Source organism: Eubacterium sp. (assembly GCF_057858645.1).
This window is the reverse complement of sequence record NZ_DBLZZO010000025.1, coordinates 22,733-44,742: the sequence shown is the minus strand read 5'-3', so window position 1 is coordinate 44,742 and position 22,010 is coordinate 22,733. Positions and strand designations below refer to the sequence as shown.

Genomic DNA, 22,010 nt, shown 5'->3' with positions numbered 1-22,010 from the left:
CTCTTGCCATAATTAAGGCCTCCTATAATAATAAATTTTATCATAGAAGGCCTATTAATTATATTTAAATATTTAATTTACAGAAAAACTTTCACACTCTCAAGAAAAGGAACTTAAGAAAATCTCCTAAGTCCCTTTATTTATAGGCTATTCGCCATTATATCGTATTATTCGATAATTGTAGCAACCTTACCTGAACCTACTATTCTACCACCTTCACGGCTCCATGGTTCGGTTAATTTTATTGCTTTTCGTTATAAACACTAAGGAATTTTTGCTTAAAATAATCATATTCTCTCTAGTATTTATATTTCTAGAAATTTTTGTAGCCAATTTTGTAGCCATTTAAACCATTAATCGACATTTACTATTTTAGGAGGAACTTCTAAATCCTTATATGAAAACACTGCTTGATCATCTATAAAATAATACTTTTCCGCATTAACATAACACTTCCCATTTTTAATGTAATATTTCATAACAACTTTCTTATCGTTATAATCTGACACTACTATATAGCATTGATTATCCTTTTCAGCAAATTCATATTTAGTAATATCTTTAGCTTCTGTTCCTAACTTATACATTGTTCCATATGCCATTAGCATTGCACTAATAAATCCAGATATTGAAAATATAACTATAATTATCACCTTTACAATTTTATATTTCATATCTTTTATTTCCTTCATTAAAACTATACATAATAATGATATAATAAATATGATCATAATACATAGAATTATTGGCATTGCATGTGCATTTATAAAACTGTTAATCACATTATTATTAGTTCGTCTCATTATCAATTCCAAATTATATGCATTAACAACTCCTACTACATATCCTAAATAAATCGTCAAACAAATATTGTAAACTAATGTAGCCTTTGTTTCAATTCCCTTTTTTATTCCATACTTTCTCATTATTGCCGGTGCAATTGCGAAAAACATTAATACAACTAGCAATACTATAAACACTATATTCTTTCCAATACTATCATTGAAATATTTACCAGGTACATTATAAAACTGTTCACAATCGCTTTGGTAAGATAAATTATGAACATAATTTATAATTGAATATGCTGCTACCACAATTGCTATTATTGAACCTATAATTGCAATTGTTTTTTCATGTTGAATTATTCTTTTGATAAAACTTGATATTTTACTTTCCCCTTCTTGAATTGTCGTATTATTCATATGTATTTCCTTTCATTGTCATTTGTCTTTTTTTACAATATTGCTTAAAAAAGAACTCACCGTAAGGTGAGCCCTGATACTAATTCACTTCTAATGTTTAGCTTTTTTATGCTGATTCAATACTTTTGCAGCATTGCTCTTTGCACTTTTTGAAGAATTCGGATTTTGCAAAGTCCTTCCAGCTTTTCCACCATGATGTACTGGCATAAGTTTCACCTCCAATCATTTAATTATAATTAGAGGCAAAAATGAACCGTTCACACATTTTCGCCCATACTTACCAATATTTACTCTATTGGTATTTTAAACGCCTTTTTTCCATACTGCTTGGCATAAATTCTTACACCTTTTACAGTAATATAAGGCCTAAAAATGTATCTTTGTTCTTTCTTTTTTTCAGCCATACGAATCAGCTCCTTTCTATTAAATTTCGTAAAATATACGATTTGGGTTGAAAACAGCGACTCGTATGTGTTATACTCGTTATGCGTGTAAACGAGCCGAACGGTTTACGTTCGCTGTTTATCTAAAACAATCAAGACGGCAATCTTGATTGTTTTTTTATTTGAAAATAGCATTTCTGCTACGTCCATGCGCAATTATATCATTATTCGAACATATGTACAACTTTTTTTACAATATATAGTGTTATATCTTTTTGTATGATGCCATATGATGTATCTAATTAGTTTTTTCAGTAACTTCACTATGTATTGCATCTACAATTTTTATGATATCTGCAATAAATGCTTCAATCTCCCCTCTAGTTATATTATTTTTCTCTGCTGTCGCATGTGCTCTGTCTGACTGATGTGCTATTACATTTCTCCTATGATATAAACCATTAACAACTCTTTTCAATTTATCAACAGTTTTCTCATCTGAATTCAAATCATAAAATGCACAATCTGCAACTTTTTGGATTTCCACGCCTATCAACTTCATTTGGTCTTTTACACTTTCAAATGAAACCATTGTTATTTTTGCATACATATCATTCACAAAAATTGCAAACCATTCATCTTCTACATTTCCATGTAGTACCTGTTCAATCAGTTCCATGTTAATTTTAATATTTTGGTACTTTGGAGTTTTATCCCACTGTCCTTCAAAAATGTTTGCCAAACCATATTTCGTAATTTCATGTAAATAAAAATCAAATGCACTTTCTAAAAATACGATTTGATACCTCCAAATATTTTCTGCATCTTCTTTTCGATTTTCAATTATCAATGATTCTGCCACATCAAATTGAGCCTTTATTCCCAAAATATTGCTATCAAAATGTTGTTTTATTTGATCCAACTGAAATTTTACAATGGCCGGTTGTTGAGAATCTCTAATATTTTCCTCACTAGGATTTAATTCTAAGTTTCTTTCCATTCTTATCACCTCATTTATCCTAGCTGTTACTATTGAAGATATCATATATATTATGACTTAACATAGGTATCGCTCCGTATTTGCCTAACATATATCCCTTCTCCAAATTTTCAGTTTTTCTAACATTCTTTACTTCTACCAAAGAATACAAATCTGTTGCTCTTTCTTCATCTAATTGTGTAAACCAAACTTGGTCACGCCTAAACAAATTAGTATTCAATAAACTAGTGTCATGTGTTGAAAAAATTAACTGTGCAAATTGATCTTTTCTTGCATACTTAAACAATTTAATTATTTCATATACAACAGCTTCATGTAAACCATTTTCAATTTCATCAAATACAAGAATTTTACCTGTATTGATTATTTCTATTATAGGACATATGATTTCAAATAATTTCTTTATTCCTGTTGATTCTTCTGTTAATAAATCTGTTTCAAATTTATCGTAAACTAACTTCGCCACAATTTCATTAGCTTCTTTAGATGATTTAATCATCGTCTTTAGCACTTCTGGCATATCTAGAGGTAACTTCATATTTTCTGTAGGAATTTTTTTTAATCTAACATTTATGTCCTTTATTCCAGTTTTAAACGCAGCAAGAATTCTAAGAAATATATCCTTAATTTCTTCATTTTTTTGCATTAATTCAATTGAATATTCTGTCCAATTGTTCACATCTGGATCATAAAAAACTATATCTTTTTCAAAAAACAAAAAAGCATCTTCAATTTCTTCTTTGTCAGTATAATTTGCGGTACAAGATAAAAATAACCTATTATTTTTTAATGCTTGTAAGCTTAATTCAAAAGCATTTTTATACTTATCACCCGGAGAAATGTCCATTCCTTTTCTTTCAAAAATCTTCACCTGTCTTCCATTTGGAAAATAATATAAATACTCTTCATCTATTAAATTTTCCTGAACAGAAAAACCATACGCATATCTTATGTCATTTTTTACAAATTGTATATCATAAGTACTAGGATTCTTTTCACTATTTAATTTATGCGGAGCTTGATAAACTCCTTGTCCCGGTTGGTGTCTGATACTATTTGTAACTAATGCTTTCATAAAAGCCAACCCACTAAGAAAATTACTTTTACCCGATCCATTAGCACCATAAATTACCGCACTTCTCAGCACTCTGTATTTTCCATATTCTTTCAACTCTTCTTCAAAAGTGTTATCTTTTCCAGCAATAGCTGTATAAGTAACCTCTTTATTAATTGATTTATGATTGGAGCAAGAAAACTTTAATATCATTTGTGCCACCACCTTCCTACTATTTATGCACATAATACCTCCATATAAATGTTTTGTCAAGCTGATTTGCATTTTTTTTGTAAATTTAGCTCTCTAATCATTCATTTATTCGTATATATTATATGCTATTATAATAGCATTTATTCTTTTTAATAATTTATTATACTTTCTATCTTTCTTTGATTCTATTTTTCTCCCATTCTTCCACCATCCCCTTCACCTGTACTTCCACAGCCTCGATATTCTGCTCTATCTGACCTAACGTTCCAACTCGATTCTCCGCCTTTATCTCGTCCTGTAAATCTTCCACCCGGTAAACAGCCTTACTTTCCACATTCGCATACCCTTTTATTTCATAATAATCCCCATTATTCAACACATCCCGATACACCGGGGCAACATCCCCTTTACTTGTTTTCCATCTCATCAATCTTGGAAACCAATAGAAGTGTTCCTGAAACTTTTCTTTAAATGACTCCATTAACTCCCCAAGCAGAGACTTATACCCTGTAATAGTACATCCTTCCTGCACTTCCTTCTCTCCACTCTCAACTTTATTTGCAAACTCTTCCAACAATGGTGCAAATGGTAAATATGACTTGATGAAATTTTTTACCTTTTCCAATCCTTCCAGCACCTTATCTAATTTGCCCAATTTCTCCTTTGATTCTTTGCATTTTTCTTCCAAATATTTTTGCTCCAACTGATTGCGAAAAATGTCAATTTCCAAATCAGATTTTTTCTCTTCCAAATTTTTCTATTCTCGGTACAACTCTTCATTCCACTGCTCAATTGCAATCTGCTTTTCACATAACTCTTCATTTTGTTTGCATTGTACTTTCAAAACTTCATCCAATTCCTCTACTTTTTCTGTTTCCTTCTTTACTTTGTATCCCATCACAGATAAATCATGATTTCTACCCTTTTGCTTTTCCTTAAATTCCATATTCAGGTACTTCATTGCACATGATTCTGCGATTTCCCGCAATTCTCCTTGTAATACTTTAGATAAGCTTTCCTGTGTAAACACCGACCGTTTTGATACTTTTGTAGTTAGTCCTCGCTTGAATCCTCTTCCAACCGGGACACCTACCACTTGCATATGCGGAACTTGCCTCATCATAATGTACCACTGCATTTGCCACAACAAAGTCCGGCATATATTGTGTTAAATACCATAAAATCAAATCATAAACACTATCTATGTTCTCTCTTTCAAATTGGTGTGTTTCCCAAAATTCTTTATCTCCAACTTGAAATATAATCTCCACTGCCATGTCCTGCTGTTTTCCTGCGACATGACTGAAATAATCTTCAATCTTTCTATCCTCTCTCGTCTGCTTTGCATTATATTCTTTCAATGCCTCGTTAAACTCTTCCCGGTAAACTCTCTTTACATCTTTCATCAGATTATCTGTCCCATACAATAAAACAACTTCTTTCTGACTGTAATCTGACGAATGATATTTCCTTAAATTATGTTTTGCCACACCAGCAAGTTTCACTTTGCTGTTAATGGCACTTTTCTTGTTACTAATATGTGCACTATATGAAATTTTCTCCATAAATCTTCATCCTCCTTCATTTTTTTCTGTATAATCCCTTTCTTAACAACTTCATTTTCAAAAATCTCCTTTCGCAATTTTCTTCCAATCTTTCACACTCAAAAAAGCTCCCCCTTGGATAATTCTTCTTTATCCACCTCCCTACTGTTTACATTTCCACGCTCATTTTTTCTTATCCGTCACATCCCCCTTCCTGCACCACGCTCTCCCTCATCGCACCCAATTCTGTTGCCCACACATTTCTTATCATTAAAGCTCTGCTATTAATGATAACCCCCTAACACTTTTGTAATCCGGTCTTCAACTCAGTTGAAGACGGTCGCGGCATTCGTCAAATGAGAATACAAGTATCCTCACTTTCCTCGTTGCTAGCGCCAAAAGTGTGGGGGCTCTGCCGAGGGCTAATACGGCGCATTAAAGCACCGAAAGTATTACCATACGCATATTCTCATTTCTTTTACTGATAGCCTTTATTTCCACCCCAACATTCCACCTAAAAATAGATTTTCCACTACTGCATTTCTGTACAATTACCATATGGTTTTACAGTTTCCACTACTACCTATACCTCTGTAACCATACAGTCATTCCATGTAAATGATACTATTTAAATGTACATTTTGTGGAAAATAAAAATGTACATTTCCATTGCTTATGCTAATGTATTCATGGGAGGTAACAACCATGAATCAAGCATTAATTACTCAGCTTAAAATCTTACGATTGAGCAATATAAAACCAAATTTTTCCGAGCTTGCCAGGCTATATGACATGGATTGCAGAACTGTTAAAAAGTATTATGACGGATACAAAGGCAAACCTACACACCATAATAAGCCAAGCAGGCTTGACAAGCATAAAGACATAATAGTTCAAAAACTAGCCATAAAAGGAGCTAATGTCAGAGCTGTTTATGAATATATTATTTCAGAAGTTGATTCTGAAATTGGAACTTATTCCAACTTTAATAAATACATCAAAACCAGAAACCTAAAGCCAATAAAAACTACCAAAGGGCATCCAAGATATGAAACTGCTCCCGGAATTCAGGCTCAGGTTGATTGGAAGGAAGATGTATCAATAGCCAATAAACATGGCGAAATCTTCACCTTTCTGGTGTTTGATTATAAATTGGGGCATTCTAGATACTGCCACTTTACTTACCAACTTTACAAAACAAGACAGGATGTCTTTGACTGTCTGATAGCTTCATTTAAGGCAACAGGCGGAGTGCCAAGGGAACTCCTTTTTGACAACATGGCATCTGTTGTGGATTTAAAGGACAATCGCCGACATGTAAATGAAAAAATGAAGGCATTTGCAAATGATTTTGGTTTCAAAATGAAACGCTACAAACCAAGACATGCTTTTACAAAAGGCAAAGTTGAGGTTATAAACAAGTTCATCTCATGGATGAAACCCTATGAGGGAGAGTTTGAAACTGAGGAAGATTTAATGGATATTCTTAAAAAGGTAAATGACAAAGTCAATACTTACATTTGTCAGGAAACCGGTGTACCGCCACTTCTCTTATTTCAGAAAGAAAAAGAATACCTGCAGCCACTTCCGAATTTAAAAATCATAGAGTCTTATATGAGCCACAATCGCCAAACCACAGTTCGTAAGGATTCCATGATATCGTACATGAACAACAGATATTCCGTTCCTTTTGAGTATATAGGAAAACCTGTAAATTTGCGAGTGAAATCTGATATTTTGGAAATTTATTATAAAACTGAACTTGTTGCCAGACATGAATTAAGTACAAAAAAACTTAATTATAATAAAGAGCACTATTCACAGTTGTTGTCGCATTACATTAAGGACAATGACATTGTTGCACAAATGGCAGAAGCTAATCTGGCACAAATGGATGACTTCCTGTGAAAGGAGATAAAATGGCAACCTATGCAAAGATTATAAATGGGCTGACTGACTTAGGCATACATAAGATGCAGGAATATTTAGATACATACATTGAGTTAGTCAATAAAGGCGAAAAATCATTTAGTGTAGTCCTGGAAGAACTGATTGAAATTGAACAAAAGAACAACCAAATCAGGGCTGAAAATGCCTGTGTGAAAACTGCAGCTTTTCCTTTCCTTAAAACAATGGATGATTTTGATTTTGACTTTCAACCGGGAATTAACAAAAAAGAACTGCTTGAACTTAACAGGATGGGATTTCTGGATAAAAAAGAAAACATCCTGTTTGTAGGCTCCAGTGGAGTTGGTAAAACACATCTTGCCACAGCCATAGGCATTACCTGCGCAAGGTAACGAATTTCAACTTATTTTGTGTCTTTTGAGTCATTAATAACACGGCTCAAAAAAGCACTGATGGAAAACAGACTGGAGTCACGTTTAAAGTTCTTTGCCAAATATAAACTGTTAATCATTGACGAAATAGGATATATGCCAATTGATCAGGATTCAGCAAATCTGTTCTTTCAGCTTATAGCCAAGCGTTATGAGAGAAACAGTACAATAATAACGACCAACACCCCTTTCTCTAAATGGGGAGAAATATTTGGTTCGCCTACTTTGGCAAATGCAATTTTAGACAGGCTACTCCATCACTCGCAGATTGTTTCAATAAAGGGACCGTCATACCGACTTCGAGAAAAGCGGGCTTTTTTTGAATCACAGGCTGAGGAATAGCATAGGAATTTGTACATTTTTATTTTCCACTTTTTGTACAATTATATATTGACATTTACAATTTCCTTATAATTATAATTTTAATGAACTTTCACCTTTCTTTCCAATGATGTAACATTTCCACTACTGTCTTTCGCCTCATACACTATTTTATAAGTACCTGCTTTCGATGTATTAACATTACTTTCAACTACCCTCGGTTGAATATCCTCACCTGAGTTATCACTACACTTTACATTAGAATACTCATCAAATTCCTCACCAATTCGAATTGATACATTATCAGCACTAAGTTTTGGCACTTCATCATCATATACTTCAATCACTACTTTTTTTTCTGCTATCAACTCATCTTTTTTAGCCTCTACTATCAAAGTGTACTTTCCTGCTTTATCCGTTTTCAGAACCGAGTAATTTTTTACATCATAATAACATACGCCATTTTTACCTTCAAAAAGATCTTTAAAACTTACTATTTGTGTTCCAATCTTTATTCTATTATTTTTTAAAACAAGACTCTCTGCTATTTCATCTAATTTTCTATTGAGCGCTATTTTTTGATATGCTCTTACAGATATTGTAGTACTTAAAGCGATACCTATAACTATTCCTATCGATATACACCAGCGTTTTTTTCGCTTCTTCGCCTTTATCTCATACTCTTCCCTCTCAGCTTTGAACTCAGCCATTTTTTGTAAACATAATTCTAGTCGTTTTCCTGAATCTTTCCACTCTTTAATCTGTTTATATGCATCAATTGCCTCCTGGAGTTTTTTTTCGGTTTGGCATTCTTCAGCTGACTTTGCCATAATATAAATCTTATCTTTTCGTGCAATTTCTGCTTCCTCAACCTTCTTTTTGAGATATCCTTCCGAAAAGCATTTACTCAACACATGAATATCAGCACCACAATAATAACAAGTTTTTGATGTCAGATTATTAATATGTCCACAACTGCATCTCCAATACTTATCATACTTTTTATACATGCATTTTGTTTGGAATTTGTATATACCAGCACATTTTTCTAATTCCCTGTCCAATTGCTCTTGAAAATAAATATTTTGTTCTTCTGTTTCTGCTTTTACACCAAATATTTTCTCTGTGCCATACCACTCTTCCCCGTTTTTGAATGCTATACGGTTGATATATAATTGAGCATAAGACACTCTTGGGTCGTCCAGCTCTATCGGATTTTGCCCTCCAAATACCTCTCTAGGTTTTACATCTAAGGCTCCTAGCAAAACATCATCAATTGTAATCAGCTTTGTGTTTGTCACATCATAACCTTCAACTTTCAATGCGACATTATCAATAATTCCATCAGAAATATTGGTGAGTTTAAACTGCACTAAATTCTTTTTTATTTTACTGTCTGCTAAAATTCTAATTGTTTCAATTCTTATAGGACAATTTTCAAATATATAATTTGTATAATCTTTCTCACTAATTATTTTATATCTGGAAGTCATATAGCCATTTCTCCTTGTGTTTGATTAAATAGATGGTAATTCCTCATGTGATTCTTCATTTACAATATTTTGTGTATGATGTGAGTCTTCTTGGGTAATATTAAATAGTTCTTTTATATTTTTTATTACAGTTATTGCTCCTATTGATATAATGATTATTCCACCTATTGTTTTTATTAATTGATAAATTTCACATAAGCCGTCAGTAATATCATGCATATCCGCTGACAATTCTGTATAAAAATCACCTCCATATCTTTTTTCTATGCTACGACTCGGACTTCTCAATGAACTTATTTCACCTGTAAATATCGAGATTCCTACAATTACAATTATTATACCCACTATAATACCTATCGTCGACACTATTTTCTGCTTTTCTATTTGTGCATTCACCATATATTTTTCTCCTTTACATTTTTGTATTTTCGAACTCTATACATCTTTATTCATTCAATTTATAGAATTCTCCTTTAATTCTCTTTTAGGGATATTATATATCTCTAAAAGCTAATTTTCAAGTCTAAATTATTTCTGTATGCTAACTATAAAGGAGCTAAAAGATATGACTATGCAAAATATAGAATTAGGAAATGCAATTAAAGAAGCCAGAGTCAATAAGAATCTTTCTCAAGAAATGTTTTCTGAAATGATTGGTATTAGTCCAACTCATTTAAAACATATTGAAAGCGAGCATAGAAAACCTTCAATAGAAGTGTTATTTCGCATTGCTCAAACACTTAATATGTCATTAGATAACATACTATTTTTACAAAATGATAAAAATAAACAACTAGTAAAAGAGATTGACAATATATTGCCTACTTGCACAGAAAACGAATTACAAATTATTTTAGATTTAATTTATTCCATCAAGAAACACTCTGTCTAAAACCTTTATATTAATGCATATACATTATAAAAAGTGTGAAAAGTTACTAATAACTTTTTCTACACTTTTTTATATTATAATTTGAAAATAGGATGACAAATATAGCCATTTTATAGCCACTCGACCATTTTCCCTCATTTCATAACGTACAAAAGGCATTCCCGAAATCTTTGGGAATGCCCATCATTCACACAAGCATATCTTATTGATTACTCCGTAATCAATAAGCTCGCGTCATTCATAGAATGCCTGCGAGCCCTATAAACAAAGGAAAACCACGGTTTCGTGTAAACACGACCGTGGTTTTCTTTATTTATAGTGAGCTTGCGCTCTATTCATTGATAACGTTAATTATTCAATAATTGTAGCAACCTTACCTGAACCTACTGTTCTACCACCTTCACGGATAGCGAATCCAAGACCCTGTTCCATAGCGATTGGGTGAATAAGTTCAACTGTGATTTCTACGTTGTCACCAGGCATGCACATTTCTGTACCTTCTGGTAAGTTACAAACACCAGTTACGTCAGTTGTTCTGAAGTAGAACTGTGGTCTGTAGTTGTTGAAGAAAGGAGTATGACGTCCACCTTCATCCTTTGTTAAAACGTAAACCTGAGCAGTAAACTTCTTATGGCATGTTACTGTACCTGGCTTAGCAAGAACCTGACCTCTTTCGATCTGGTCTCTGTTGATACCTCTTAAAAGAGCACCAATGTTATCACCAGCCTGAGCTTCATCAAGAAGCTTTCTGAACATTTCGATACCTGTGATAACTGTCTTCTGTGTTTCTTCCTTAACACCGATGATTTCAACTTCATCGTTTAAGTGAAGTGTTCCTCTTTCTACTCTACCTGTAGCAACTGTACCACGACCTGTGATTGTGAATACGTCTTCTACTGGCATTAAGAAAGGCTTATCTGTATCTCTTTCTGGATCTGGGAAGTATTCATCTACTGCATCCATTAATTCCATGATCTTGTCTCCCCATTCTGATGATGGATCTTCAAGAGCCTTAAGAGCTGAACCCTTAATGATTGGTGAACCTTCAAAACCATATTCTTCAAGAATTTCTGTAACGTCCATTTCAACTAATTCAAGAAGTTCTTCATCGTCTACCATATCACACTTGTTTAAGAATACAACGATTTTTGGAACACCTACCTGACGTGAAAGTAAGATGTGCTCTTTTGTCTGAGCCATAACACCGTCAGTAGCAGCAACAACAAGGATAGCACCGTCCATCTGAGCAGCACCTGTGATCATGTTCTTTACATAGTCAGCATGGCCTGGACAGTCAACGTGAGCGTAATGTCTCTTCTTTGTTTCGTATTCAACGTGAGCTGTAGAGATTGTGATACCTCTTTCTCTTTCTTCTGGAGCCTTATCGATGTTAGCAAAATCAACAGCGTCATTTCCTTCAACTCTTTCTGAGAGTACTTTTGTGATAGCTGCTGTTAATGTTGTTTTACCATGATCGACATGTCCGATTGTACCAATATTACAATGTGGTTTTGTTCTTTCAAACTTAGCTTTTGCCATTTTTGTAATCCTCCTAATTTGATTAAATATTATAATTTTACTATACGACCGCAATGGTCTTATTCAAAAGGCTATCCCCATTATATTTTATAATGGGAATATTTTCAAGCCTTATTTTGTTTTTACTAGTTAGCCTTTGAAGCGACAATCTTGTCCTGAACTGACTTTGGAGCCTGTTCATATTTTTCAAAGAACATTGAGTAGTTACCACGACCCTGAGTCTTTGAACGAAGGTCTGTTGAGTAACCAAACATTTCTGAAAGTGGAACGAATGCTCTTACGATCTTTCCTCCACCAAGGTCATCCATGCTTTCGATTCTACCACGACGTGAGTTAATGTCACCAATAACGTCACCCATGTATTCTTCAGGCATTGTTACTTCAACCTTCATGATAGGTTCAAGCAATACTGCATCACCCTTGTTCATAGCATCCTTGAATGCCATTGATCCGGCAATGTGGAATGCCATTTCTGATGAATCGACTTCATGATATGATCCATCGTATACAGTAGCATGTACACCAAGAACTGGGAATCCAGCGATAATACCTGTCTGTGCAGCTTCTTCGATACCTGCTCCTACAGCTGGGATGTATTCCTTAGGAATGTTACCACCAACTACAGTAGATTCAAACTTGAATGTTTCTTCACTGTTTGGATCCATTGGCTCGAATTTAACCTTACAATGACCGTACTGTCCACGACCACCAGACTGCTTAGCATATTTGCTATCTACGTCTACAGCCTTAGTAAATGTTTCTTTGTATGCAACCTGAGGTGCACCAACATTTGCTTCAACTTTGTATTCACGAAGAAGTCTGTCAACGATAACTTCCAAATGAAGTTCACCCATACCAGCGATGATTGTCTGACCAGTTTCCTGATCTGTATGAGCTCTAAATGTAGGATCTTCTTCAGCAAGTTTTGCTAAAGCTTCACCCATCTTACCCTGATCGTTCTTTGTCTTAGGTTCGATAGCAAGCTCGATAACTGGTTCTGGGAATTCCATTGATTCTAAGATAACCGGATGCTGTTCATCACAGATTGTATCACCAGTAGTTGTAATCTTGAAACCTACAGCTGCTGCGATATCACCTGAGTAAACTTTATCAAGTTCTGTTCTTGTGTTAGCGTGCATCTGTAAGATACGACCAACACGTTCCTTTTTATTCTTTGTAGCATTTAATACATATGAACCTGAGTTTAATGTACCAGAGTAAACTCTGAAGAATGCTAATTTTCCTACGAATGGGTCTGACATAATCTTGAATGCTAATGCAGCAAATGGTTCGTCATCTGATGACTTACGTGTTACTTCATTACCATCTTCGTCAGTACCTGTGATGTCAGGGATGTCTGTTGGAGCTGGCATAAATTCGATTACACCATCTAACATCTTCTGAACACCTTTGTTCTTGTAAGCTGAACCACAGTATACAGGAACTGCTTCACAAGCGATTGTAGCTCTTCTTAAAACTTTCTTAAGATCGTCTACTGAAGGTTCTTCACCTTCTAAATACTGCATCATAAGGTCGTCATCTAATTCACAAATCTTTTCGATTAAGTTATCATGCCATTCATTAGCAAGATCCTTTAAATCATCAGGGATTGTTGTGATTTCGATATCTTCACCCTTATCATCTTTATAGTAATATGCATCCATTTCAAATAAGTCGATTAATCCAATGAAATCGTCTTCTTTTCCAATAGGAATCTGAACTGGGATAGCATTTTTGCCCAAACGATCAATGATTGTCTGAACTGAATAAAAGAAATCTGCACCCATCTTGTCCATCTTATTGATGAAAGCCATACGAGGTACATTGTATGTGTCAGCCTGACGCCATACGTTTTCTGACTGAGGTTCTACACCAGCCTTAGCATCGAATACACCTACAGCACCGTCTAATACACGAAGTGAACGTTCTACTTCAACAGTGAAGTCAACGTGTCCCGGTGTATCAATGATGTTGATACGATGTTCTTTTGCTCCAGCCTTTGGTTTATGATGATCTTCTAATGTCCAATGGCATGTTGTAGCAGCAGAAGTAATTGTGATACCTCTTTCTTTTTCCTGTTCCATCCAGTCCATTGTAGCATTACCATCATGAGTATCACCAATTTTATAGTTAACACCAGTATAGTATAAAATACGCTCTGTTAATGTTGTTTTACCAGCATCGATATGAGCCATAATACCAATGTTTCTTGTTCTCTCTAATGGATATTCTCTTCCAGCCAAGATTTTTTCCTCCTCTTTTTAGTCTAAAGCTTACGCTTTTAGTATGTCATACATTTCTGTATACTAATCAATTTTGTTATTGTCGCCCGAATCGCTAGCTCGATTTTGCTTCGTTTCGTCTCTCGCTGCTCTTCTAAAAAAGAATAGCTAGCTCGATTCCGATTCGCTACATCGCTAGCTTCTTCCTAAAAAGGAATCGCTAGCTCGACTTCACTGCGTTTCGTCTCGCTAGAGTCTGGCGACTCATAACCTCTGCAAAACAATTATGTATTTGTGCAAGCACAATACATACTGTTTTTTGAGGTTGCGATTCTTGTAGATAACTAGAATCTATAATGTGCGAAAGCCTTGTTAGCTTCTGCCATCTTATGCATGTCTTCACGCTTCTTAACTGATGAACCAGTGTTGTTAGCGGCGTCCATGATTTCATTTGCTAATCTTTCTATCATTGTCTTCTCGCTTCTCTGGCGTGAGTACAATGTAATCCAACGAAGTCCTAAAGCCTGTCTTCTTTCAGGTCTAACCTCAATAGGTACCTGATAAGTAGCACCACCAATACGTCTAGCCTTAACTTCTAAAGCTGGCATAACATTATTCATAGCTTCTTCGAATACTTCGATAGCATCTTTTCCTGTTTCTTCAGCAATCTTATCGAATGCTCCGTAAACGATCTTCTGAGCTACACCTTTCTTACCATCTAACATGATGTTATTGACAAGCTTTGTAACTACGATGCTACCATACATAGGATCTGCTAAAATTTCTCTCTTCTGAGTATGTCCTTTACGTGGCATGTTACTTCCCTCCTTAATCAATTTTAAATTAAATCTTCGGTACTCACAAAAGTTGTGTCTTGCTCACGGCTTTAGACTGTATATCTACATAATTCTAATAACCGTTACAAATCATTCAACCTGTGACTGACTATTAAAAGTCATCCTACTTATTGAGCCTATTTTTTAGGTCTCTTAGCGCCGTACTTAGAACGTGCCTGGCGTCTGTTAGCAACACCTGCAGTATCTAATGTACCTCTAATGATATGATATCTTGTACCTGGTAAATCCTTTACTCTACCACCACGGATAAGAACAACACTATGTTCCTGAAGGTTGTGACCTTCACCTGGGATATAACTTGTTACTTCGATACCATTAGATAAACGAACTCTGGCGATTTTTCTAAGAGCTGAGTTAGGCTTCTTAGGTGTAGCAGTCTTAACAGCTGTACATACACCACGCTTCTGTGGAGAAGCTGTGTCGTTCATCTTCTTATTTAAAGAGTTGTATGTCTTTAATAAAGCTGGTGCTGTTGACTTCTTAACCGCTGACTTACGTCCTTTTCTTACTAACTGGTTAAATGTTGGCATTCCTTTTTCACCTCCTGTTATTAGAATTACGTGTTTCTTCTTTACACTAACATGTCGCAAAGGGGCATAATTACACCTCCACGCATGCTTTTCCATTATAGAAAAAGGGGCTGAACTTGTCAACCCCTTAATTTTTATTTAATTTTGCATTTAATTGTATGCCCATATTTTTATTTAATTTATCATTTGATTTTTATTTAATTCAACATTTAATTATATGCCCGGATTTCTATTTAATTGCTATTACAACTTTAAATAAATCTCCATCAAGAATTATTTCCATTGTTCCATCGTGTCTTTCTATAATAGTCTTTGCAATTGATAGTCCAAGACCACTTCCCTCTGTACTTCTTGACTGATCGCCTCTTACGAATCTATCCATTAATTCGTCCGGGCTTATGTTTAATGCTTTCTCGGAAATATTCTTTATTCCAATAACAATTTCTCCATTATGTTCTTCAACGTCCACGTAAACTCTTGTGCCTTCCATTGCGTATTTAAAAATATTTCCATAAAGATTTTCAAACACTCGCCACATTCTTCTGCCGTCGGCATTTATATAAATAGCTTTATCCGGGATAGTTTTTACTACTGTTAAATTTCTTTGGTTAAACTTCTCGTTATACTCTCCCAGACTTTGGTTAATTAATTCCACAATGTTTATTTTTTCTTTGTGAAGTTCAATTGCACCTGATGTTAGCTTTGAAGCTTCCACCAAATCTTCTGTCAGATTCTTCAGTCTTTGAGATTTTTTATCTAAAATATCAAGATACTTATTAGCATTTTTGCTGTCAACGCCTTCTGTTTTTAACAAATCTACATAATTTATTATAGATGTTAATGGTGTTTTCAAATCATGAGAAACATTCGTTATTAAATCTGTTTTCATTCGCTCACTTTTCATATTTTCTGTAACGGCATTCTCAATTCCATCACCGATATTGTTAATTGTATCTTTTAATTTTCTATTTGAAGGATATTTAAAAGTCCCAGTTATTTTGTGATCAACTTCTCCTTCTGTAATTTTTTCTGCCTCGTTTATTATTTGTTCTTTTTCTTCGAAATATTTAATTAAATATTTGCAAACCAATAGAATTGGTATTATCCAGAAAAATAACATTCCCCAATATCCATAGGATTGAACAAACAGGAAAGCAATTATGTTCCAAACCAAACATACAATTCCCGCTGCTGTTACCTTCGCCCACATTTTTCCATTATTTATAAAGCCTAAAATTATTATTTTGATTTTGCTGTAAATCCAGTATAGTAAAGTGCTTTTAATTAACATTCTGGATTTTATTCTTCTGGCAAAGCTTTCAGCACACTGTATAAATACTTCAATATAAATCAGACAGAAGAAGCCGCATAGCACTACATAGCCGATAACGCCTTTTAAACCTGATATTGGATTTTGGAATGCACCTTCACAAATAGACATTGCCATGCTTATACCAACCATTATCATTATAACTGTCAAAACATCTGCCCAGATTTTATCAAATTTGTTTGTATAAGGTATGTCTCCTTTTCTCTTATGACCTGCAATAATTAATAGCATAATAAACGGAATTAATGATAAAAGCATACATGCCACACATATAACAAGCCCTGTTATGCACAATCTTTTTTGCGCTGAAATTTCTTTAGCACTCAATGCTTTCTCAGCCTTTATAAGTTCATGCTCCAACGAAAAGCCATCTTTGTCATTTCTCTTAAAGCCTATTTTCACTGTGAACTTGCTGTCATTTAAGCTGTTTGTATGTAAGTCATCATCATACGTAGGAAAATATTCTTTAAAAAGAGATTTATAGCTTTCTTCCTGCAAATAATTATTTGCAACAATTGTTGCTCCTTTTGAATTTGCAGTTACAATATCCATATACTTATTTTCTTCTGATATTGTCTGGTCTTTTTCCTGATTTGTAAACTTATAAGTTTTTCCATTTAACACATATGTAGCCTGAAATTCAACATTCTCACTTAATATGTATTCATCATCAATTCGTGTTAAAGCTTTATCCTGTTCTTTTTTTGACTTATTACCTAATTCATTTAAAGCATCACATCCATCTACAATACTAAAATATAGATTTGCGGTATCTGCAATTTTCTTATAATATTCATACTCTTCTTTCTTTCTGGCGCTGGAATTATATTTTAATTCTTCCTTTGTATTTTCTGCCATTATAGCATAGAAAGAAAGTTTTTCCTCTGACTTTGCAATTTTTACAATATCTGAAACTTTAATTGTTTTAAGCTTGTAAGCTTTGGCAACCACTTTGTTAGGATCCATGAAATTTTCTCTATAAATCCTATTGTCCACAATTTCTTCAATTACCCCTGAAGTAACGCTTGCGTAGCTTTCTGTATACCTATGTAAACAATTCTCTTTGCTGTCATAGTACCTTAAATGATAAATCCCATAGCTACCACTTGCTATACTGACAATCGCTAATGCAAGTATAGCTAAATGTAATAAAATTCTTTTTGTTTTCATAATTTCCACATATCCTTTACATTTTCTCGATTTTATATCCAACGCCCCAAACTACTTTCAGATATCTTGGTTCCTTTGGATTAATTTCGATTTTTTCGCGGATATGCCTAATATGTACTGCTACTGTATTATCTGCTGCAATGGCTTCTTCTTCCCAAACATTTTCATAAATTTGTTCGATTGTAAAAACACGTCCCTGATTTTTCACAAGAAGCAATAAAATCTTATACTCATAAGGTGTTAGTTTCACACTTTCCCCGTCAACGGTAACTTCCTTGCTGTCATCGTTTACCTCAAGTCCACCTACTGTATACACATTACTTTTTTGCCCTGCCATTGTGCCAAGTTTTGTGTAACGTCTAAGTTGTGATTTTACTCTTGCTATTAACTCTAAAGGGTTAAAAGGTTTTGTAATGTAATCGTCAGCTCCAACATCAAGTCCTATAACTTTATCTGAGTCTTCTGACTTTGCAGATAAAATAATGATTGGTATACCACTTTTCTCTCTTATTTTTAATGTTGCCCTTAAGCCGTCAAGCCTTGGCATCATTACGTCAATTAACAATAATTGAATATCTTCTTTTTTGAGAATTTCAATTGCTTCCAAACCATCATAGGCTTTGATTACATTGTAGCCTTCTTTGGAAAGATAAATTTCAATAGCCTCAACTATTTCTCTGTCATCATCGCAAACTAGTATGTTGTACATTTTCAAGCCCTCCGCCTTTACACTATTTCTTTGTGTGTATAAAGGATATAATTTATTTTTTAATATATTTTGTGGAAATTTCTTAAGATTCTCTTAAGATTATAATTCGCAGTTATTAACTGTACGTGGGAATGGAATTACGTCCCTGATATTTGACATACCTGTTAGGTACATAATCATTCTCTCAAATCCAAGTCCAAATCCTGCATGTCTTGCTGTGCCGTACTTTCTTAAATCTAAATAGAATCCATAGTCTTCTTCCTTAAGACCTAATTCTTTCATTCTGTTTTTAAGAACTTCCAAATCTTCTTCTCTCTGGCTACCACCAATAATCTCGCCAATGTCTGGAACTAAACAATCCATTGCTGCCACTGTTTTTCCATCTTCATTTAACTTCATATAGAAAGCCTTAATTTCCTTTGGATAATCAGTTACAAAAACAGGTCGTTTAAATACTTCCTCTGTTAAATATCTTTCATGTTCTGTCTGTAAATCTGTTCCCCAGCTTACTTTATATTCAAACTTATCATTATGTTCTTCTAAAATTTTAATTGCTTCTGTGTAAGTTACGCGACCAAAATCAGAATTCATTACATGATTTAATCTGTCAAGCAGTCCCTTATCCACAAATGAATTAAAGAAATTCATTTCCTCAGGTGCATTTTCAAGTACATATTTAATAATGTATTTTATCATTGCCTCTGCAAGCTCCATATCGTCTGCTAAATCTGCAAAGGCTATCTCCGGCTCTATCATCCAGAATTCTGCTGCATGTCTTGTTGTATTTGAATTTTCTGCTCTAAAAGTTGGTCCAAATGTATATATCTTCTTAAATGCCATAGCATATGTTTCGCCATTTAACTGACCTGAAACTGTAAGGTTTGTTGGCTTGCCAAAAAAGTCTTCTGAGAAGTCCACATCACCCTGTTCTGTTTTTGGAACATTATTTAAGTCCATTGTTGTAACCTGAAACATTTCTCCTGCCCCTTCACAGTCACTACCTGTAATTAACGGTGTGTGCACGTAAACAAAGCCCTGCTCCTGAAAAAACTTGTGAATTGCATAAGCGCATAAAGAGCGCACTCTAAACACTGCCTGAAAAGTATTTGTTCTAGGTCTTAAATGTGAAATTATTCTAAGGTACTCGAAAGTATGTCTCTTTTTTTGTAATGGATAATCAGATGTGCTTTCTCCTTCAATAAAAACTTCATCTGCCTGAATTTCAAAAGGCTGTTTTGCATTTGGTGTTTCAACTAATATACCTTTAACAATTAAAGCTGCACCAATATTTACTTTTGAAACTTCCTGAAAGTTATCCATTTTGTCATTGTAAACCACCTGTACAGGCTGGAAAAATGTACCATCGTTTAAAACTATAAAGCCAAAAGTTTTTGAATCTCTGATACTTCTAACCCAACCACCAACTGTAACTTCCTTATTAATGTACTCTTCTGTGTTCTTAAATAACTCTTTTACTTCTACCATTTTATTTGCCCTTTCTCTTCTATATAAATTGTATATTACTCTTTTTTTGCTAATGTATTCTCTGTTTACATTAAACATATGGTTATATATATTATTTTGCAAATAACCTATGACTTTTTCCACGCATTTTATAGGTTCTTATTTGCAATAATTTTCACACATATACCAGCACACATTTTACATTATTTTTAATGTATAGTAAACATATATTATTTATTGTTGTGTCATTTCTTCTTTTGTTGTATAATTCTAACATTGTTTTTAAGTTTTTGTAAATTAAAGTGGAGGGTTTATATTATGGAAAAAAGAGGAAACTTTTCAAACAAAATAGGATTCGTACTGGCTGCTGCCGGTTCCGCTGTAGGTCTTGGAAATATTTGGAGATTTCCATACCTTGCAGCTAAATACGGTGGTGGAACATTTTTGCTAGTATATCTTATTTTAGCAGTAACTTTTGGTTTTTCTTTGATGATTGCTGAAATTGCAATCGGTCGAAAAACCGGTTTAAGTGCAATTGGTGCTTTTAAGGCATTGGACAAGCGTTTTGGGGCAGTGGGATATCTGGCAGCTATTATCCCAATTATTATTTTCCCATACTACTCAGTAATCGGTGGTTGGGTAATTAAGTATCTTGTAACATTTTGTAGCGGTGGTGGAATGGCTGCTGCAAATGATAATTACTTTGGTACGTTTGCTGCAGGAACCGCCGAACCACTTATATACTTTTTCATATTCATTGCTTTTACAGCTTTAGTTGTTTGGTTTGGTGTTGAAAAAGGTATTGAAAAAGTAAGCAAAGTTATGATGCCAATTTTGGTTGTTCTCACAATATTTATTGCAATTTATGGTCTAACAATCGACGGAGCAAAAGATGGTCTTATTTATTACATAAAACCACGTTTAAGTGATTTTACTTTTAAAACTGTTATTGCCGCCATGGGGCAGTTGTTCTACTCCATGTCACTTGCAATGGGTATTATGATTACTTATGGTTCTTATATGAAAAAAGAAAACAATCTTGAAAGTTCAGTAAGACAAATTGAGATTTTTGATACAGCAATTGCATTTCTTGCCGGATTAACGATTATCCCTGCTGTATTTGCTTTTTCAGGTGGCGACAAGGCTGCTCTTGGAAAAGGTCCATCACTTATGTTTGTCACATTACCTAAAGTTTTTGACAGCATGCCTTTTGGTAGCGTTATTGGAACAGTATTTTTCGTATTAGTTTTATTTGCAGCATTAACATCTGCTATTTCGCTTATGGAAACTATCGTTTCTATTTTCAGTGATAAACTTGGCTGGTCAAGACATAAAGCTACATTGATTGTTTTCATTTGTGCAGTTGCAATTGGCGTTTTACCTTGTCTTGGTTTTGGAGTTTTAGATTTCATTCACATTGGTGCAATGACAATACTTGATATTATGGACTTTGTAAGTAATAGTATTTTAATGCCTATCTGTGCATTGTTTACATGTATACTTATTGGCTTCGTTGTTAAACCTAAAGCAGTTATTGACGAGGCTACAAGAAACGGCGAGAAATTCAAATCAAGAAACCTTTTTGTAGTTGTGATTAAATGGGTATCACCTATATGCCTTGTTTTAATTTTAATCAGCTCAATTCTTGATGCACTTGGAATTTTTACAATCTAATGATTGCCAGAGTTTAATATATGAAACATTTTAGGTAATCATTTTGTCAAAAAGTTAACCCGCTGTTGTGC

The 22,010-nt window shown here is 34.1% G+C and carries 18 protein-coding genes and 1 pseudogene; 4 read left to right on the top strand and 15 right to left on the bottom strand.

The annotated features are described in order from the left end of the window. Nucleotides 1-353 precede the first annotated feature (353 nt). The 6 genes from ACZM4J_RS09500 to ACZM4J_RS09475 all read right to left on the bottom strand — a co-directional run bounded on the left by ACZM4J_RS09500 (nucleotide 354) and on the right by ACZM4J_RS09475 (nucleotide 5,420). Nucleotides 354-1,205 carry a hypothetical protein gene (locus tag ACZM4J_RS09500; RefSeq protein ID WP_022164615.1) on the bottom strand — a complete coding sequence of 284 codons (852 nt, stop codon included), beginning with the start codon at nucleotides 1,203-1,205 and terminating at the stop codon, nucleotides 354-356. Nucleotides 1,206-1,886: 681 nt separating this feature from the next. After that, on the bottom strand, nucleotides 1,887-2,588 hold the full coding sequence (locus ACZM4J_RS09495) for a hypothetical protein (RefSeq protein WP_412334184.1): 702 nt from the start codon (nucleotides 2,586-2,588) through the stop codon (nucleotides 1,887-1,889). Between the two features lie 19 nt (nucleotides 2,589-2,607). Beyond that, complete coding sequence (locus tag ACZM4J_RS09490; protein WP_412334182.1) at nucleotides 2,608-3,855, bottom strand: AAA family ATPase; 1,248 nt, start codon at nucleotides 3,853-3,855, stop codon at nucleotides 2,608-2,610. A gap of 169 nt (nucleotides 3,856-4,024) precedes the next feature. Continuing rightward, nucleotides 4,025-4,606: a hypothetical protein gene (locus ACZM4J_RS09485; protein ID WP_022164701.1), complete on the bottom strand. Its 582-nt coding sequence runs from the start codon at nucleotides 4,604-4,606 to the stop codon at nucleotides 4,025-4,027. Nucleotides 4,607-4,612: 6 nt separating this feature from the next. Next, the gene (locus tag ACZM4J_RS09480; protein WP_489486028.1) at nucleotides 4,613-4,843 is read right to left on the bottom strand and encodes a hypothetical protein; all 231 of its coding nucleotides are present in this window, start codon (nucleotides 4,841-4,843) and stop codon (nucleotides 4,613-4,615) included. A gap of 16 nt (nucleotides 4,844-4,859) precedes the next feature. Beyond that, nucleotides 4,860-5,420, bottom strand: coding sequence for a plasmid recombination protein (locus tag ACZM4J_RS09475; RefSeq protein ID WP_022164703.1), 561 nt, complete (start codon nucleotides 5,418-5,420; stop codon nucleotides 4,860-4,862). A 684-nt stretch (nucleotides 5,421-6,104) separates the two neighbouring features. On the opposite strand from ACZM4J_RS09475, the gene istA reads away from it, so the two are divergent. Beyond that, the gene (istA, locus tag ACZM4J_RS09470) at nucleotides 6,105-7,307 is read left to right on the top strand and encodes an IS21 family transposase (RefSeq protein ID WP_489486026.1); all 1,203 of its coding nucleotides are present in this window, start codon (nucleotides 6,105-6,107) and stop codon (nucleotides 7,305-7,307) included. 11 nt (nucleotides 7,308-7,318) lie between these two features. Then, nucleotides 7,319-8,080 (top strand): annotated as a pseudogene (gene istB, locus ACZM4J_RS09465) (IS21-like element helper ATPase IstB). Between the two features lie 80 nt (nucleotides 8,081-8,160). Here the strand turns inward: istB and ACZM4J_RS09460 are convergent. Then, a complete protein-coding gene (locus ACZM4J_RS09460) occupies nucleotides 8,161-9,552 on the bottom strand; it encodes an immunoglobulin-like domain-containing protein (RefSeq protein ID WP_022164705.1) in 1,392 nt (463 codons plus the stop codon). Between the two features lie 24 nt (nucleotides 9,553-9,576). Further along, a complete protein-coding gene (locus ACZM4J_RS09455) occupies nucleotides 9,577-9,951 on the bottom strand; it encodes a hypothetical protein (protein ID WP_022164706.1) in 375 nt (124 codons plus the stop codon). A 166-nt stretch (nucleotides 9,952-10,117) separates the two neighbouring features. Here ACZM4J_RS09455 and ACZM4J_RS09450 point away from each other — a divergent pair, with 166 nt between their 5' ends. Further along, nucleotides 10,118-10,444, top strand: coding sequence for a helix-turn-helix domain-containing protein (locus tag ACZM4J_RS09450; protein WP_022164707.1), 327 nt, complete (start codon nucleotides 10,118-10,120; stop codon nucleotides 10,442-10,444). A gap of 351 nt (nucleotides 10,445-10,795) precedes the next feature. On the opposite strand, the gene tuf is transcribed toward ACZM4J_RS09450, so the two are convergent. The 7 genes from tuf to asnS form a co-directional block, all read right to left on the bottom strand. Next, complete coding sequence (tuf, locus tag ACZM4J_RS09445; protein WP_302689470.1) at nucleotides 10,796-11,983, bottom strand: elongation factor Tu; 1,188 nt, start codon at nucleotides 11,981-11,983, stop codon at nucleotides 10,796-10,798. A 125-nt stretch (nucleotides 11,984-12,108) separates the two neighbouring features. Continuing rightward, the gene (fusA, locus tag ACZM4J_RS09440; protein ID WP_302689469.1) at nucleotides 12,109-14,226 is read right to left on the bottom strand and encodes an elongation factor G; all 2,118 of its coding nucleotides are present in this window, start codon (nucleotides 14,224-14,226) and stop codon (nucleotides 12,109-12,111) included. A gap of 323 nt (nucleotides 14,227-14,549) precedes the next feature. Further along, complete coding sequence (gene rpsG / locus ACZM4J_RS09435; RefSeq protein ID WP_022165470.1) at nucleotides 14,550-15,020, bottom strand: 30S ribosomal protein S7; 471 nt, start codon at nucleotides 15,018-15,020, stop codon at nucleotides 14,550-14,552. 158 nt (nucleotides 15,021-15,178) lie between these two features. Next, nucleotides 15,179-15,592 (bottom strand): 30S ribosomal protein S12, encoded by a 414-nt coding sequence (gene rpsL, locus ACZM4J_RS09430; protein WP_022165471.1) that lies wholly within the window; start codon nucleotides 15,590-15,592, stop codon nucleotides 15,179-15,181. Between the two features lie 229 nt (nucleotides 15,593-15,821). Next, complete coding sequence (locus tag ACZM4J_RS09425) at nucleotides 15,822-18,092, bottom strand: sensor histidine kinase (protein ID WP_489486024.1); 2,271 nt, start codon at nucleotides 18,090-18,092, stop codon at nucleotides 15,822-15,824. A gap of 16 nt (nucleotides 18,093-18,108) precedes the next feature. Next, nucleotides 18,109-18,801 carry a response regulator transcription factor gene (locus ACZM4J_RS09420; protein WP_302689467.1) on the bottom strand — a complete coding sequence of 231 codons (693 nt, stop codon included), beginning with the start codon at nucleotides 18,799-18,801 and terminating at the stop codon, nucleotides 18,109-18,111. 99 nt (nucleotides 18,802-18,900) lie between these two features. Then, entirely contained in the window at nucleotides 18,901-20,286 is a 1,386-nt protein-coding gene (gene asnS, locus ACZM4J_RS09415) for an asparagine--tRNA ligase (protein WP_489486022.1), read from the bottom strand. 297 nt (nucleotides 20,287-20,583) lie between these two features. Between asnS and ACZM4J_RS09410 the strand changes: the two genes are divergently transcribed. Next, nucleotides 20,584-21,939 carry a sodium-dependent transporter gene (locus ACZM4J_RS09410; protein WP_022165475.1) on the top strand — a complete coding sequence of 452 codons (1,356 nt, stop codon included), beginning with the start codon at nucleotides 20,584-20,586 and terminating at the stop codon, nucleotides 21,937-21,939. Nucleotides 21,940-22,010 lie beyond the last annotated feature (71 nt).

What these genes read in the sequence shown, in the direction of transcription:
- ACZM4J_RS09420 (WP_302689467.1), bottom strand. Translation starts at nt 18,801, where the DNA reads ATGTACAACATACTAGTTTGCGATGATGACAGAGAAATAGTTGAGGCT.
- rpsL (WP_022165471.1), bottom strand. Translation starts at nt 15,592, where the DNA reads ATGCCAACATTTAACCAGTTAGTAAGAAAAGGACGTAAGTCAGCGGTT.
- ACZM4J_RS09425 (WP_489486024.1), bottom strand. Translation starts at nt 18,092, where the DNA reads ATGAAAACAAAAAGAATTTTATTACATTTAGCTATACTTGCATTAGCG.
- ACZM4J_RS09490 (WP_412334182.1), bottom strand. Translation starts at nt 3,855, where the DNA reads ATGATATTAAAGTTTTCTTGCTCCAATCATAAATCAATTAATAAAGAG.
- ACZM4J_RS09475 (WP_022164703.1), bottom strand. Translation starts at nt 5,420, where the DNA reads ATGGAGAAAATTTCATATAGTGCACATATTAGTAACAAGAAAAGTGCC.
- ACZM4J_RS09500 (WP_022164615.1), bottom strand. Translation starts at nt 1,205, where the DNA reads ATGAATAATACGACAATTCAAGAAGGGGAAAGTAAAATATCAAGTTTT.
- asnS (WP_489486022.1), bottom strand. Translation starts at nt 20,286, where the DNA reads ATGGTAGAAGTAAAAGAGTTATTTAAGAACACAGAAGAGTACATTAAT.
- tuf (WP_302689470.1), bottom strand. Translation starts at nt 11,983, where the DNA reads ATGGCAAAAGCTAAGTTTGAAAGAACAAAACCACATTGTAATATTGGT.
- ACZM4J_RS09460 (WP_022164705.1), bottom strand. Translation starts at nt 9,552, where the DNA reads ATGACTTCCAGATATAAAATAATTAGTGAGAAAGATTATACAAATTAT.
- ACZM4J_RS09410 (WP_022165475.1), top strand. Translation starts at nt 20,584, where the DNA reads ATGGAAAAAAGAGGAAACTTTTCAAACAAAATAGGATTCGTACTGGCT.
- ACZM4J_RS09450 (WP_022164707.1), top strand. Translation starts at nt 10,118, where the DNA reads ATGACTATGCAAAATATAGAATTAGGAAATGCAATTAAAGAAGCCAGA.
- ACZM4J_RS09455 (WP_022164706.1), bottom strand. Translation starts at nt 9,951, where the DNA reads ATGGTGAATGCACAAATAGAAAAGCAGAAAATAGTGTCGACGATAGGT.
- rpsG (WP_022165470.1), bottom strand. Translation starts at nt 15,020, where the DNA reads ATGCCACGTAAAGGACATACTCAGAAGAGAGAAATTTTAGCAGATCCT.
- istA (WP_489486026.1), top strand. Translation starts at nt 6,105, where the DNA reads ATGAATCAAGCATTAATTACTCAGCTTAAAATCTTACGATTGAGCAAT.
- ACZM4J_RS09495 (WP_412334184.1), bottom strand. Translation starts at nt 2,588, where the DNA reads ATGGAAAGAAACTTAGAATTAAATCCTAGTGAGGAAAATATTAGAGAT.